The sequence below is a fragment of the Cystobacter fuscus DSM 2262 genome, assembly GCF_000335475.2.
In the GTDB taxonomy this organism is placed as follows: domain Bacteria; phylum Myxococcota; class Myxococcia; order Myxococcales; family Myxococcaceae; genus Cystobacter; species Cystobacter fuscus.
The window spans coordinates 305887-321012 of the sequence record NZ_ANAH02000010.1 but is presented as its reverse complement, the minus strand read 5'-3'; the positions used below and the strand labels follow the sequence as shown (position 1 = coordinate 321012).

Annotated in this window: 12 protein-coding genes; 8 read left to right on the top strand and 4 right to left on the bottom strand. The window is 69.3% G+C overall.

The window, feature by feature from the left end:
- Positions 1-77 precede the first annotated feature (77 nt).
- The 4 genes from D187_RS19695 to D187_RS19680 all read left to right on the top strand — a co-directional run bounded on the left by D187_RS19695 (position 78) and on the right by D187_RS19680 (position 4369).
- Positions 78-416 (top strand): acyl carrier protein, encoded by a 339-nt coding sequence (locus tag D187_RS19695; RefSeq protein WP_002622574.1) that lies wholly within the window; start codon positions 78-80, stop codon positions 414-416.
- Entirely contained in the window at positions 413-1474 is a 1062-nt protein-coding gene (locus D187_RS19690) for a type III polyketide synthase (RefSeq protein WP_002622575.1), read from the top strand. The genes D187_RS19695 and D187_RS19690 overlap by 4 nt, the downstream gene beginning before the upstream one ends.
- 50 nt (positions 1475-1524) lie before the next feature.
- Positions 1525-3369: a fatty acyl-AMP ligase gene (locus D187_RS19685; RefSeq protein ID WP_002622576.1), complete on the top strand. Its 1845-nt coding sequence runs from the start codon at positions 1525-1527 to the stop codon at positions 3367-3369.
- A 118-nt stretch (positions 3370-3487) separates the two neighbouring features.
- Positions 3488-4369: a zinc metalloprotease gene (locus D187_RS19680; RefSeq protein ID WP_002622577.1), complete on the top strand. Its 882-nt coding sequence runs from the start codon at positions 3488-3490 to the stop codon at positions 4367-4369.
- 93 nt (positions 4370-4462) lie between these two features.
- Here D187_RS19680 and D187_RS19675 read toward each other — a convergent pair whose 3' ends face one another.
- The 4 genes from D187_RS19675 to D187_RS19660 form a co-directional block, all read right to left on the bottom strand.
- Positions 4463-6217 (bottom strand): fatty acyl-AMP ligase, encoded by a 1755-nt coding sequence (locus D187_RS19675; RefSeq protein ID WP_002622578.1) that lies wholly within the window; start codon positions 6215-6217, stop codon positions 4463-4465.
- On the bottom strand, positions 6214-6495 hold the full coding sequence (locus tag D187_RS19670; protein ID WP_002622579.1) for an acyl carrier protein: 282 nt from the start codon (positions 6493-6495) through the stop codon (positions 6214-6216). Before D187_RS19670 ends, D187_RS19675 begins: the two co-directional genes overlap by 4 nt.
- 70 nt (positions 6496-6565) lie before the next feature.
- The gene (locus tag D187_RS19665) at positions 6566-7651 is read right to left on the bottom strand and encodes a type III polyketide synthase (RefSeq protein WP_020918140.1); all 1086 of its coding nucleotides are present in this window, start codon (positions 7649-7651) and stop codon (positions 6566-6568) included.
- A 227-nt stretch (positions 7652-7878) separates the two neighbouring features.
- Positions 7879-8712, bottom strand: a complete 834-nt coding sequence (locus tag D187_RS19660; protein ID WP_245591765.1) for an endonuclease/exonuclease/phosphatase family protein — start codon at positions 8710-8712, stop codon at positions 7879-7881.
- Between the two features lie 304 nt (positions 8713-9016).
- Here D187_RS19660 and D187_RS19655 point away from each other — a divergent pair, with 304 nt between their 5' ends.
- The 4 genes from D187_RS19655 (at position 9017) to D187_RS19640 (ending at position 15067) form a co-directional block, all read left to right on the top strand.
- Positions 9017-10288, top strand: a complete 1272-nt coding sequence (locus tag D187_RS19655) for a saccharopine dehydrogenase family protein (RefSeq protein WP_043430615.1) — start codon at positions 9017-9019, stop codon at positions 10286-10288.
- 74 nt (positions 10289-10362) lie between these two features.
- Entirely contained in the window at positions 10363-11721 is a 1359-nt protein-coding gene (locus D187_RS50115; RefSeq protein ID WP_002622583.1) for a family 16 glycosylhydrolase, read from the top strand.
- Between the two features lie 92 nt (positions 11722-11813).
- Complete coding sequence (gene proS, locus D187_RS19645; RefSeq protein ID WP_002622584.1) at positions 11814-13247, top strand: proline--tRNA ligase; 1434 nt, start codon at positions 11814-11816, stop codon at positions 13245-13247.
- A gap of 92 nt (positions 13248-13339) precedes the next feature.
- Positions 13340-15067 (top strand): bifunctional metallophosphatase/5'-nucleotidase, encoded by a 1728-nt coding sequence (locus D187_RS19640; protein WP_002622585.1) that lies wholly within the window; start codon positions 13340-13342, stop codon positions 15065-15067.
- The last annotated feature ends 59 nt before the right edge of the window (positions 15068-15126 follow it).

The window sequence follows — 15126 nt, the reverse complement described above, 5'->3', positions numbered from 1 at the left end:
TACAGAGCTGTAATCTGAAAGAGTGGCCGAACGGGGAAGACGCCAGTCGCGGCCCCGCCCCCCGGCAGGAGGTCCGTATGCACCGGCAGGAGATTCTGGATCACGTTCGCAACATCATCCTGGCCACCCATACGGGCCTGTATCCGGACGACGTGAACGAGTTCTCCTCGATGACGTACGACCTGGGCATGGACTCCTTCCACCTGGAGTCGATGATCTCCCGGCTCAAGGACGAGGTGGCCAACATCGAGTTCACCCCCTGGTACATCAAGGCGTCACGCCGGGGACACGACACGGTGGGCAGCCTGGTGGACTTCATCGACGAGCGCCAGCCGCAGGTCCAGGCCATGGGCACGGCGAGCGACGAGGCCACCCTCGGTGACGGGCTCGAGCCACTGGACTCGGAGGCGGCATGACGCCAGCAGCACCCGCGCGTCGCCCCACCCTGCTGTCGATCGCCTCGGCCGTCCCCCCGCTGTCGCTCACCCAGGAAGAAATCTACGAGGGGCTGTTCAAGGACTGGTTCAAGCAGATCCCCAACGCCCAGCGCATCATCCAGAACACCGGGGTGCGCCGCCGCTTCTTCGCGTGGGACCCTCGTGTGGAGCTCAAGAAAGGCCGGATGGGCGTGGGGGACCGGGTGCGCGTGTACGAGCGCGTCGGGCTCCAGGTCACCGGGGAGTCGGTACAGAAGGCGCTGGGCGAGCTGGAGCGCTCGCGCGTGGGCGCCTTCACCATGACGACCAACTCGGGCTACTCGGGGCCGGGGTTGGACCTGTACATCGCCAAGAAGCTCGGGCTGCCCTCCAGCATCCGCCGCACCTTCGTGGGGCACATGGGCTGCTTCGCGGCCTTCCCCGTGCTGCGCACCGCCATGGACAGCGTCGCCGCGCGTCCGGACGAGTACGTCATCGCCAACGCCTCCGAGTACAGCTCGCTGCACTACCACGACACGCCGGACCCCGAGCAGGTGGTGATCCATGGCCTGTTCGGCGACGCGGCGTGCACGGTGGTGATGGGCAGCGCCCCGGACGGCGAGGGCGTGCAGTTCCTGCGCTCGCACACCGAGCAGCTCTACGAGACGCACGAGCTGATGGGCTGGAACATGCACAACGACGGGTTCCGCATGAACCTGTCGCCCTACGTGCCCTTCGTGCTCGCCGAGCACGTGGATGACTTCCTGGAGAAGCTGCTCGGCCCCGAGGGGCTCAAGGCCGGTGACATCAAGCACTGGCTCATCCACCCGGGCGGGCCGAAGATCCTCGAGGGACTGGCCAAGCAGCTCAAGCTGGACAAGTCGCGCATGCGCGCCAGCTGGCACGTGCTCAGCGAGTACGGCAACTGCGGCGCCACCACCGTGCTGCTGGTGCTCGAGGAGGTGCTGCGCTCGGACAATCCCCAGCGCGGCGAGTACGGCGTGATGATGGGATTCGGACCCGGGCTGACCGTCGAGGGCATCCTGGTCCGCTTCTGAGCCCGGTTCCACCGGGCTGTTCCTCCACCGCATCACCGAGGTCACATCAAATGAGTCAGGAGCCGCTGCGGCGTCAGACGGGTCCCATCGCGCTCGGCCCCGGAGCGGGGCGCCACCCGAGCCGGCAGCTCGCCCCGCGCGCGCCCACCCGTGCCTGGCCCGCCCCCGTGAACACGCTGGCCGAGGCCGTGGTGCACTGGGGACGCACCCGCCCCTCCCAGCCCCTGCTCTACTTCGTGGACCTGGAGGAGCGCCTCACCGTGCTCACCGCGGGGGACGTGCTGCACAACACCCTGCGCCTGGGCGCCAACCTGTACGCGCGCGGCGTGCGGCACGGGGACCGGGTGGTGCTCTCGTTCGACACCAGCCCCGAGTTCCTCGAGTGCTTCCTGGCCTGCGGGCTGGTGGGCGCCACGCCCTGCCTCATCGAGCTGCCCTCCTCCAAGGTGTCCGTGCAGGCCTGGGGCGAGCGGCTGCGCGCCAAGCTGCGGCTGCTCGGCGCCCGCGCCATGCTCATTGATCCGGACTTCGTGGACATGGCGCACGAGGCCCTCACCGAATACACCCCCGAGCCCGGCCAGGCGGCCCCCTTCGTGGCCGTCCCCACGGACCTGGTGGCCGACGCCGAGCCCCTCACCCCGCCCACCCTGGACGCGGACGAGACGGCCTTCATCCAGTTCACCTCGGGCACCACGGACGCGCCCAAGGGCGTGCAGATCTCCCACCGGGCCCTGCTGGCCAACTGCGCGGCCATCGGCGAGGGCGGCGGGTGGGACTCGGATGACCTGATGGTCTGCTGGCTGCCGCTCTTCCACGACATGGGCCTGGTGGCCAGCGTGCTCGCCTCGCTCGTGCACGGCCTGCCCACGGCGCTGATGCCGCCCTTCGGCTTCCTGCTCAAGCCCTCGCGCTGGCTGTGGGCGATGCACGCCTTTCGCGCCACCTCGTGCTTCGCGCCCAACTTCGCCTACCAGCTGTGCGTCAAGCGCATCAAGGACGCGGAGCTGGACGGGCTGGAACTGAGCGCCTGGAAGCGCGCCTACAACGCCGCGGAGTTCATCCACGCCGACACGGTGCACCAGTTCACCGAGCGCTTCGGCCCCCATGGCTTCGAGCCGGAGGCGTGGCGGCCCTCCTACGGCATGGCGGAGATGGTGGTGGGGGTGACGTGCCGCGTGCGCGGCGAGCCCCTGCGCGTCGAGACGCTCTCGCGCACGGCCCTGGCCACGCGGCGCGAGGCCGTGCCCGTGGCGCCCGGCACCCGCACCGACGCGCTCGTGGTGCACGGCGTGGGCCGGCCCCTCAAGGGCATCGAGTTGAGAATCGTGGACGAGGAGGGCCACCCGGTGCCCGAGCGCCACGAGGGGGAAATCCTCCTGCGCGGCACGTCCCTCTTCAGCGGCTACTACCAGAACCCCGAGGCCACCGACGCGGTGCTGCGCGACGGCTGGCTGTACACCGGAGACCTGGGCTACCTCGTCGGCAGCGAGCTCTTCATCTGCGGGCGCAGCAAGGATCTCATCATCAAGGCGGGGGAGAACCACCACCCGTACACCATGGAGAACGCCGCCGGACGCGTGGCGGGCGTGCGCGTGGGCTGCGTGGCGGCGGTGGGCGTCAACAACGCCCAGACGGGCACCGAGGACATCGTCATCGTGTGCGAGACCACCGAGAGCAAACCCGACGCGCTGCGCCAGTTGTGCAAGCACGTGGAGGAGACCGTCTTCCAGGGCGCCGGCGTGCGTCCCAACCGCGTCGTCCCCGTGCCGCCCCAGTCCCTGCCCAAGACGACCAGCGGCAAGCTCAAGCGCGCCTACATCCGCCAGAACATCGAGGAGTTCGAGGCCCTCTCCCTCCTGGTGAAGCCGCCGCCCCCTCTGGCGGTGGTGCACTGATACGCCCAGTCCACCCGTTTTCATCGATTCTCATACTTCGAAGAAAAAGCGCTCGGCACCTTGCTTGCCCTGATTCACTAAAGTAGAAGATTTCCAACTTTCCTCCCGAGGAGTTGGAATGTCCCGCAGCGTCGTGTCGAAGAGTGGCAAGTTCGCGGTGGTCCTGGGTGCGGTCCTGGCGCTCGGTGGTTGCACGGACGTGGAGCAGCTGCCCGTCGAGGAGCCGACGACCCAGGAGCAGGACTTCGCGCGCGGCTGCGTGACGAAGGACCTGAGCGAGGCCGAGCGCAACGCGGTGGAGCAGGCCATCGCGGGAAGCGTCAAGGGACAGGCGCGCACCCCGGGCTCGGTGACCATCAAGGTCTACTGGCACACCATCACCAACACCTCGGGCGCTGGCGCCCTGAGCGCCACGGCGATCGCCAACCAGATCTCCGTGCTCAACGCCGCCTACTCGAAGACGCCCTTCAAGTTCTCGCTCGTGAGCACGGACACGACCGCCAACAACTCCTGGTACACCACCACGGGTGGCACGTACGAGACGCAGATGAAGAACGCGCTGCGCAAGGGCGGCGCGGGCGACCTCAACGTCTACTCCAACAACATGGGCGGCGGCCTGCTGGGCTGGGCGACCTTCCCCTCCAGCTACTCCTCGCAGCCGAAGATGGACGGCGTGGTCATCCTCTACAGCTCGCTGCCCGGCGGCAGCGCGGCCCCCTTCAACCAGGGTGACACGGCGACCCACGAGGTCGGCCACTGGCTGGGCCTGTACCACACCTTCCAGGGCGGCTGCACCACCACGAACGACAGCGTGAGCGACACCCCGGCCGAGTCCACCCCGGCGTCGGGCTGCCCCACGGGCCGCGACACCTGCTCCTCCACCGGCCTGGATCCCATCACCAACTTCATGGACTACAGCGACGACGCCTGCATGAACACCTTCTCCGCGGGCCAGATCGAGCGCATGGACACCCTGACCAAGCAGTACCGCGGGATCTGATCCCCGCCTGAAGTCCCGCCGTCCCGACGCCGGAGCACGCCTCGACCGCGTGCCCGGCGTCTTCGTTTTCCGAGGGCCTGTCGCAACCGCGCCTTACTCCTCGCGTCCCGTCCGGGCGAAGGCCAGCGCGCTCCGGGCCATCTCCACCATGAGCCCCACCGTCTTCACCTTCTTGGGAGCGCTCAGCTCGTTGGCGAGGAAGCGCCGCAAGGCCTCGCCGCGGCGCAGCTTGCCACTGGAGGTGCGCGGCAGCGTGCCCGGCTCCAACACGCGCACCGTGTGGGGCCGCACGCCCGTGCTCGCCAGCACCGCCTCCCGCACCCGCTCCTCCAGGCCCTCCACCCGCGCCCCCGGCGCATGCTCGGCGAGCACCAGCAGGGCCTCGTCCTGGCTGTCCTCGGGGGTGAAGCCCAGCGCCACCGCGCACCCCGCGCGCAGGCCCTCCACGCCCTCCAGCGCCTCCTCGAACTCCTGGGGCGCGTGGTTGGCGCCGCGGATGATGACCAGGTCCTTCGCGCGGCCGGTGAGGAACAGCTCACCGTCCGCCTCGAAGCCCAGGTCCCCCGTGTCCAGCCAGCCCGCCTCGTCCAGCGCGCGCACCGTGGCCTCGGGCAGGCCGAAGTAGCCCTCCATCACCGAGGGGCCCCGGGCGAACACCCGCCCCACCTGCCGCTCCGGCAGCACGTGGCCCAGCGAGTCGCGCACCTGCACCTCGAAGCCCGCCACCGGACGTCCCACGGACACCACCGGGCGCTCGCCCTCCACCACGCGCCGCTCCATGGCCAGCACCCGTGCGTCCACCCCGAGCGCGTACGGCCCCCGGCCCGCCACCGGGAAGGTGACGGCGAGCGACGCCTCGCTCAGTCCATACACGGGCCGCATCGCCCCCAGCTGGAAGCCCCAGCGCGAGAAGCGCTCGCCGAAGCGCCGCAGCGTCTCCAGCGACACGGGCTCCGCGCCATTGAGCGCGTGCCTCCAGGCCGACAGCTCCACGCCCTCCATCTCCGCGTCCTTCACCCGTTTGAGACACAGCCCATAGGCGAAGTTGGGCGCGGGCGACACGAAGCCGCGGTGGCGCGACAGGGCGCGCAGCCACAGCGCCGGCCGCGCGAGGAACACCTCGGGCGGGATGAGCACCATGCGCCCCGGGTAGTACAGCGCCGAGAGCAGACAGCCGATGAGGCCCATGTCGTGGTAGAGCGGCAGCCACGACACGCCCACGGGATCGCCCTCGAGCGGCGGCGGAATCTCCGCCGCCAGCGCCGCGAGCTGCGCCATCAGGTTGTCTTGGCGCAACGCCACCGGCTTGGGGTCCACCGTGGAGCCCGACGAGAACTGGATGAGGCCCAGGGACTGGGGCGTGACGGACAGCGCCAGGTCCCCGCCCTCGCGCGACACGTCCTCCACCGTCAGGCACCCGAGCCGGGGACGCGCCGCCGCCACGGGCGTGCCCAGCAGCAGCCGCACCTTCGAGTCCGTGAGCACCACGGACGCGCCGGACACCTCCAACATGCGCGCCGTCGAGCGGTGGTACTCCTCCAGCCGGCCCAGGCGCACCGGGGGATAGAGCGGCACCGGCACCGCGCCCGCCAGCAGCGTGCCGAAGAAGGCGTCCATGAAGCCCGGCGAGGTGGGCAGCAGCAGCGCCACCCGGTCTCCGGGCCGCACCCCCAGGCGGTGCAGCCCCGAGGCCGTGCGGCGGGCCCGCTCGTACACCTGGGCCCAGGGCAGGTGCGTCTCGCGCTCGGCCGCGTCCACGAAGACGAGCCCGAGCGGCCCACGGGCCGCGCCCTCCAGGGCCTCGTTGAGCGTGGGGTACTTCACGCGCGGCAGCGGGGGCCCCTTCATGGCGCGCCCTCCACGAAGGCGTCCCGGGCGCCGCCCGACACCCGCGAGGCCACCAGGTGCATGAGATCTCCCACCGTCACCACGCCCACCGAGTCCTCCATGGACAGGCGGATGCGGAAGCGGTTCTCCAGCTCCACCGCCAGCACCGTGAGGCCCAGGCTGTCGAGCTGCAGGTCACGCATCAGGTGATGCACGGGCTCCACCGGGCCACTCCACTCCAGCTCCTGGGAAACGATGCGGCGGATTTCATCGAGGACGACCAGCTCATGCTCAACCACGGAGTACCTCCGGCAAGGAAGCGAGACCCCCCTGGCAGGAGCCTCGAAAGGGGCGAGCCGTCCCGCCGGCTCACCAGCGCAGCAGCACGAGTTCGGCGCAGAAGCCCGGACCCATGGCCATCATCACGCCCCAGTCCCCGGGCTGGGCCACGCCCGACTCCAGCGTGTCCCCCAGCACGAAGAGCACCGAGGCCGAGGAGAGGTTGCCCACCTCGTGCAGGGACTTCCACGAGCGCTCCAGCGAGCCGGCCACCAGCTCCAGGGAGTCCTCGAAGGCCTGCAACACCTTGGGGCCACCGGTGTGCGCCACCCAGTGCTTGATGTCCTCGCGCGTGAGCCCATGCTCACCGAGGAAGCCGTCCACGTCCCGACGGATGTGCTCGCGCACCAGCTGCGGCACCTTGGCCGACAGCACCACCTTGAAGCCCGAGTCCACCACGTCCCAGCCCATGATGCGCTCGGTGTCCGGGAAGAGCACCGAGCGAGTGGCCACGATGCGCGGCCCCGCGGCCGTCGGCGCCTTGTCCGCGCCCTGCAGCACCACGCACGCCGCCCCGTCCCCGAAGAGCCCCGAGGCGATGATGTTGGGGATGGACAGGTCCTCGCGCTGGAGCGTCAGCGAACACAGCTCCACGGTGATGAGCAGCGCCGTCTGGCCCTTCCACGCGCGCAGGTAGTCCGAGGCGCGCGACACGCCCGCCGCCCCCGCCACGCACCCCAGCCCGAAGATGGGCGTGCGCTTCACGTCCGAGCGCATGCGCATGCGGTTCATCAACCGCGCGTCGACGCTCGGCGTGGAGATCCCCGTCACCGTGACGAAGAAGAGGTGGTCCACGTCCCGCGGCGTGAGCCCCGTGCGCTCCAACGCCTTGCCCACCACCTGCTCGCCCAGATCGCTGGCCACCTTGATCCATGCGTCATTGCGCTGCTGGAAGGTGGTGAGCGTGCGGTACTGCTCGATGGGCAGGGCGAGGAAGCGGCCGTCCACCTGCACCGAGCGATGCAACTCCTCCAGGCGCTCGACGTTGTAGTGCCTCGTGGCCCAGAGATCCCGCAGCGCCCCGATGATCTGCTCCTGCGGGGAGTAGTGCGGCGGGAGCAGTCGCTCCACCGCGCGGATGACGGGAGCGGAGCCCTGGGTAATTGCGGAGTTCATCGTCGCCATCCCTCAGCAAGAGTGGGGGATCGACGGTTAATCACCCCGCCTGGAGGGTGCGACCTGGACGCGGAAGATTGAATGTCCCTGAGTACCCTCCCCTGCAGGACCTGCTGGCTGGCTGACACCTTGCCCATCCAACACGTGACCCTGGGGTCACGACTGTCAGGTAGTGAACAGTCAATGAGACCGAGGTGTGACGACTCCCCGTGCGAGAGGGAGGAGGGCTACTGGCTGCTAGCGGAAGAGGCCATGCTCGGCTCGCCCGACACGAGCTGGGGGCTGGGCGCTCGCACGGGGCCGAGCAGGGTGAGCTCGGCCACCACCGGGTAATGATCCGAGGCCTTCACGCGCAGGACCTTGCTGCGCCGGGGCATGAAGCGCTCGCTCGCCAGGACGTAGTCGAGGCGCAGGCTGGGGATGATGGGCAGGGGGTAGGTGATGTCGGAGCCCTCGCCGCGCTGGGCGAACACGTCCATGAGCTCGCGCTTGAAGAGCCGCAGCGAGTTGGACTCGGGCGTGTCGTTCATGTCGCCCATGAGCAGCTTGGGCCGGGGGTCCTGGCCCACCAGCGCCATGATGGCCGCGCTCTGGCGCACGCGGATGGCGTTGTTGAAGGGCCGCCGGGTGAGGTGGGTGACGTAGACGCTCACCTCCTGCCCGTTCACCTTCACCAGGGCATGGGCCAGGGTGCGCGGCTCGGTGCCCTCCGCCACGGGCAGCGGGTGCTGCCGCACGGACTCCAGCGGGAAGCGCGACAGGAGCGCCACGCCATAGTCCCCGCCGAACAGCGAGGTGGTGCGGAAGTGGGCGTAGTACGGCAGCCCCGTGCGCTCGGCGAGCACCGCGGGCTGATCCAATCCGCTGGCCCTCAGGGAGCGGACATCCACTTCCTGCAGGGCGACGATGTCGGGACCCGCGGAGCGGATGACGTCCGCCACCTTGTCGAGTCCCTGGATGCCGGACTGGATGTTGAAGGTCATCACCCTCAAGTCCACCTCTTCCTGACCGGGCGCCACGACGGAGACCGTCTGGGCCGGGGCGGCGACCGACTGAGTCATCGGAAGGGAAGAGGGCTCGGACAGCGCCTCGTGACGCGAGGCGGAGGAGGACGAAGCACACGCGAGGGGGGTCGCGAGAAACAGGCCGGCGAGGAGTCGGTCGATTCGCATGAAGTGGCGAGCAAGATGCCAGCCCCCTCCATGCCGCGTCTTCCCTACCTCCCAGGACAGGCCGGGGAGCGGCCGGCCAGGTCCCGCGCCCCCACGTCTCGCGAACGTTGGGAATAATCGCGGCGCGCGTGAACAAGCCGCGCGGAAACATTGACTCCCAGGAGGGCCTCCAGGCAAACCGCACCGTTTGCCCATGCCCAAGTCCGCCAAACCCGAATTCGATGTCATCGTCTGGGGAGCCACCGGCTTCACCGGCCGCCTCGTCGCGGAGTACCTCGCCCGTACCCAGGACACCCACCGGGCACGCTGGGCACTCGCGGGCCGGGACCGCTCCAAGCTCGAGCAGGTGCGCGCGAAGATCGCCAGCGCCAACGCCGCGTGCGCCGAGCTGCCCCTGGTGCTCGCGAACGCCCAGGACGCGGCCTCGCTGGACACGCTGGTGGGCCGCACCCGCGTCATCATCAGCACCGTGGGCCCCTACGCGCGCTACGGCAACGAGCTGGTGGCGGCCTGTGCCCGCGGCGGCACCGACTACTGCGACCTGACGGGCGAGGTGCAGTGGATGCGCCGGATGATCGACGCCCACGACGCCCAGGCCCGTGAGAGCGGCGCGCGCATCGTGCACACCTGCGGCTTCGACTCCATCCCCTCGGACCTGGGCGTGCTCATGCTCCAGGAGTACATGCGCGCGCAGCACGGGGGCCACTGCGACCGGGTGCGCTACTACACGACGAAGCTCAAGGGCGGCGTGAGCGGCGGCACCGTGGCGAGCATGCTGCAGATGATGGACGAACTGGAGAAGGACCCGTCCCTGCGCCGGGTGCTCGGCAATACCCACGCGCTCGACCCCGAGCCGCGGCGCGGCCGCCCCGAGGAGCGCGACCAGATGGGCGTGCGCTACGACGCGGAGCTGGGCAGTTGGACGGCCCCCTTCTTCATGGCCGCGGTGAACACGCGCGTGGTGCGCCGCTCCAATGCCCTGCTCGGCTACCCCTGGGGCAAGGACTTCCTCTACTCCGAGGCGAGCAGCTTCGGGCCCGGCGCGAAGGGACTGCTCACCGCCACGAGCTTCACCGCGGGAATGGGTGCCTTCCTCGGGCTGTCGAGCGTGTCGCGCGTGCGCAAGGAGCTCGAGAAGCGCGTGCTGCCCGCCCCCGGCACCGGCCCCTCGGAGGAGCAGCGCGAGAAGGGGTCCTTCTCCATCAAGCTGCTCGGCGAGGGTCAGTCGACCAAGACGGGAGGACGGGTGAAGCTGGAGGGCAAGGTGGCCGCCAAGGGAGATCCCGGCTACGCGGCGACGTCGCGGATGCTCGCCGAGTCGGCGCTGTGCCTCGCCTTCGATGACATCCCCTCCGCGGGCGGCATCCTCACCCCCGCCTCGGGCATGGGCACCCGCCTCATCGACCGGCTGCGCAAGGCCGACATGACGTTCGAGGTGCGCGAGGCCACGTCGAACACCTACTGAGCTGCCCCTCGCGCGCAAGACGCGAGCCCTGGGCTACACTGCCTCCCCCACTCATCCTGGAAGAGGAGTACCCCATGGCTCGCGACGCGATGTGGAAGCGGATGGCCCTCGCTCTGCTCCTGACGGCCTGCGGCTCGAACGGAGCCCCGGATGGAGACGGCCCGGGAGGTGGCGGAAACACCCCCGGTGGGCAGAATCCCAGTGGCCCTCCGCCGCCCATCCAGTTCGGCGAGCCTCCCTCCCTGGAGTGGCGCGACGACTACTCCGCCTTCGACGAGCCCTTCGACACGTTGGACCTCGCGCGCTGGCGCCCCTCGGACGGCTGGGCGAACAGCGGGGACTTCAACGCGGGCTGGCGCGCGGACCACGCGGTCGTCACCGACGGCCGGTTGGATCTGATCCTCGACACCGCGACCTGCTCGACGGGAGGCTGCTCCGGACGGCCCTACGCCTCGGGCGAGGTCGCCACCCAGCGCTATTACGGCCATGGGCGCTACGAGGTGCGGATGAAGCCCGTGCGCACCCCGGGCACGATGACCGCCTTCGCCATCACCACGGGTCCCGCCGAGTCGACGCGCTCGGACGCCATCGACCTGGCCATCCTCGGACAGAACACCAAGGCCCTGCGCCTCAACTACATCACCAACGGGCAGCGGCATGACCTGGGGGTGAACCTGCCCTTCGACGCCGCGGACGACTTCCACACCTACGGCATCGAGTGGACGCGCGACGTCATCCACTGGTACGTCGACGATCAGCGCATCCACTCCGAGACGGGCTACAAGGGAGAGCTGCCGTCGGTGCCGGGACGGGTCCTCGTGAACTTCTGGCCTGGGAACGTGGGCACCACCTCGTCCTGGATGGGCCGCTTCACCTACCCGGGAAGCCCCCTCGTCGTGGGCGTCGAGCAGGTCCGCTACGGCCCGGCCGCGCCCGTCGAGCTGCTGGAGAGCTTCGACCTCCCCGAGCAGGCCGCCCTGTGGGTGCGCACGGTGGGCACGGGCGCGAGCCTCACCGCCCGGCAGTCCAACCAGGGGCACCAGGGCAAGTCGCTGTACCTGGACTACAACACGAGCGCCACGGCGTACGCGTACACCGCGCGCACCTTCTCCGAGCCCCAGGACTGGACGGGGGTGCGCTACCTGAACTTCTGGTTCAGGGGCTATCAGACGGGCAACCCGTTCCGGGTGGAGCTGCGCGACAACGGCCCGAGCGCCGACGCGGCGGAGCGCTTCGAGTACCGCTTCCAGGACGACTTCAAGGGCTGGAAATGGGTGAGCGTGCCCCTGACGTCCTTCACCCGGCGCACGGACGGGCAGCCCGCGGGCGCGCCCGAGGACGGACTGACGCTGTCGGGCGTGTGGGGCCTGGCCTTCCAGCCCCTGTCGGGCAACAACGAGGCCTTCATCGACGACCTCGAGCTGGAGCGCTGAATCCTGGCCACGAGGCCTTCGGGAGGCATTGCATTTGGGCAGGGCCCGGCGTAGGCAACGGGCCTCACTCATTTCCGAAGGATTTCAAGCAGATGGCCGAGAAGCTGGCGCCGCGCGAGAAGGGCTTTTCCGAGTGGTACGTGGACCTGGTCCAGAAGGCGAAGCTCGCCGACTACTCGGACGTGAAGGGCTGCATGGTCATCCGTCCCAATGGCTACGCCATCTGGGAGAACATGCAGCGCGTCCTGGACAAGATGTTCAAGGACCTAGGCCACAAGAACGCCTACTTCCCCCTGCTCATCCCCGAGAGCTACCTGAAGAAGGAGGCCGAGCACGTCGAGGGCTTCAACCCGCAGCTCGCCGTGGTGACGCACGCGGGCGGCGCCAAGCTCGAGGAGCCCTACGTCATCCGGCCCACGAGCGAGACCATCATCAACCGCTCCTTCGCCAAGTGGGTGCAGAGCTACCGGGACCTGCCGCTGCTCATCAACCAGTGGGCCAACGTGATGCGCTGGGAGATGCGCACGCGCCTGTTCCTGCGCACCACCGAGTTCCTCTGGCAGGAGGGCCACACCTGCCACGAGACGGAGGCCGACGCGGAGAAGGAGACCCTGCAGATGCTGGAGGTCTACCGGACGTTCGCCGAGGACTACATGGCGATGCCGGTGATGACGGGGCGCAAGTCGGAGTCGGAGCGGTTCGCCGGCGCGCTGCGCACCTACAGCATCGAGGCGATGATGCAGGACAAGAAGGCGCTGCAGGCGGGCACCAGCCACAACCTGGGGCAGAACTTCGCCAAGGCCTTCGACACCATGTTCCAGGGCCGCGACGGCAAGCAGCACCACGTGTGGCAGACGTCCTGGGGCGTGTCCACGCGCCTCATCGGCGGCCTCATCATGACGCACTCGGATGACGCGGGCCTCATCGTGCCGCCCAAGCTCGCCCCCGTGCACGTGGTCATCATCCCCATCGCCGGCAAGGCCAGCGACGCGGAGAAGACGCAGGTGCTCGAGAAGACGCACGCGCTCGCCGCGGACCTGAAGAAGGCGGGCCTGAGCGTGGTGGTGGACGACGACGACAACAAGACCCCGGGCTTCAAGTACAACGAGCACGAGCTGACGGGCACGTGTGTGCGCGTGGAGCTCGGCCCCAAGGACCTGGCCAAGGGCACCTGCGTCATGGTGCGCCGCGACGTGCGCCAGAAGGAGTTCATCCCCCTGGAGCAGGCCGTGGCCAAGGCCCAGGAGATGCTCGACGCGATGCAGAAGAGCCTGTTCGACAAGGCCAAGGCCTTCCGCGAGGCCAACACCTTCGAGGTCAACAGCTACGAGGAGATGAAGGAGAAGGCGGACGCGGGCTTCCTGCTCGCGCACTGGAACCTGGACCCCAAGGTCGAGGCGCGCATCAAGGAGGAGACGGGCCTGACGACGCGCAACCGGCCGTTCGCGCTCGCCCAGGAGCCCGGCAAGTGCGTGGTCACCGGGGAGCCATCTCCCGGACGCATCGTCTTCTCCAAGGCCTACTGAGCGTGGCGGGGAGCGCCCCCGGCGCGCCCCTCCCCCCCTTGTGACCGGCCCGGGGATGATGGCGGGCCGGATTTCGGATATGGACTGCCCCCATGTCCGTTCCCCCGCTCTCCCCTTCCTCACTGGCGCGCCCCCGCGTCCTGCTGCTCGGAGCGCTCGTCTCGGGCGCCTTGTTCTCGCTGCACGCCGGTTGCGGCGGGGACTCCACACCCCCCGAGTCCAAGCAGATCCACGTCCAGCTGCTGGCCTTCAACGACTTCCACGGCAACCTGGAGCCGCCCACGGGCAGCAATGGGACCCTCGCCACGGTCGGCGCGGACGGGGGCACCACCACCGTGAGCGCGGGCGGCGCGGCCTTCTTCGCCTCCCACATCGAGCAGCTCCGGGCCCAGAACCCCAACACCGTGGTCGTGGCGGCGGGAGACCTCATCGGCGCCTCGCCGCTCATCTCGGGCATCTTCCATGACGAGCCCACCGTGGCGGTGCTGAACCAGATCGGCCTGGACATCACCTCCGTGGGCAACCACGAGTTCGACGATGGCCGCGACGAGCTGCTGCGCATGCAGAACGGGGGCTGCCACCCCGTGGATGGGTGCCAGAGCGGCACGACCTTCCCCGGCGCGAAGTTCAAGTACCTCTCGGCCAACGTGTTCACGAACACGGCCACCCGGGAGACGCTGCTTCCCGCCTACGAGATTCGCGAGTTCGAGGGCGTGAAGGTGGCCTTCATCGGCATGACGCTCGAGGGCACGCCGGGAATCGTCAACCCGACCACCATCACCGGGCTCTCCTTCCAGGACGAGGCCGACACGGTCAACGCGCTCGTGCCCGGGCTGAAGGCCCAGGGAGTCGAGGCCATCGTGGTGCTCATCCACGAGGGAGGCTATCCCGCCAACAAGAGCCTGTATGACGGCTGCCAGGGCGTCTCCGGCCCCATCCTGGACATCGTCTCGCGGCTGGATCCCGAGGTGGATTTCATCCATTCCGGCCACACGCACGAGGCCTACAACTGCGTCATCGACGGCCGGCGCGTGACGAGCGCGTCCAGCTTCGGGCGCGCCATCTCCCAGGTGGACCTGGTGTTGGACACCGGCACCAAGGACGTGGTGTCGGTGGAAGCGAGCAACCACATCGTCACGCGGGACGAGGCGAACCCCACCGTGGACACGATGGTGAAGGACTACGCCACTCGCTCCGCCCCGTTGGCCAATCGCGTCATCGGCAGGACTCCCGTCGATCTCAAGATGCCCCCGCGCACCACGATCCCCGCCGGACAGTCGGGCGAGTCGCTCCTGGGCAACGCCATCGCGGACGCGTTTCTCGAGGCGACGCGCGAGCCGGACAAGGGGGGCGCGGTCATCGCCGTCACCAACCCGGGCGGCGTGCGCACGGACATCCCCGCCGGGGAGATCACCTACGGGCAGACCTTCAACGTGCAGCCCTTCTCCAACAGCGTGACCACGCTGACGCTCACCGGCGCGCAGATCCATCAAATGCTGGAGCAGCAGTTCCAGGGCGCCAACACGCGCATCCTCCAGGTGTCGGCCGGCTTCACCTACTCCTGGTCGGTGTCGGCACCGCAGGGGAAAAAGGTGGACCCGGCGTCCATCCAGCTCAACGGCGTGACCCTGGACCCGGCGGCCACCTACCGCGTCACGCAGACGAACTACCTGGCCGCGGGAGGAGATGGGTTCAGCGTCTTCACCCAGGGACAGGATCTGCGCACGGGCCCCATCGATCTCGACGCCTTCGCGGCCTACCTCGAGGCCCACAACCCGCTGACCCCGCCGACGGACAAGCGCATCACCGTGATTCCGTGAGCCCAGCGGCGCCACCCCCTGGGTTGTCCAGATGAAGTGCGGTGGGAGCTTCCTCGGAG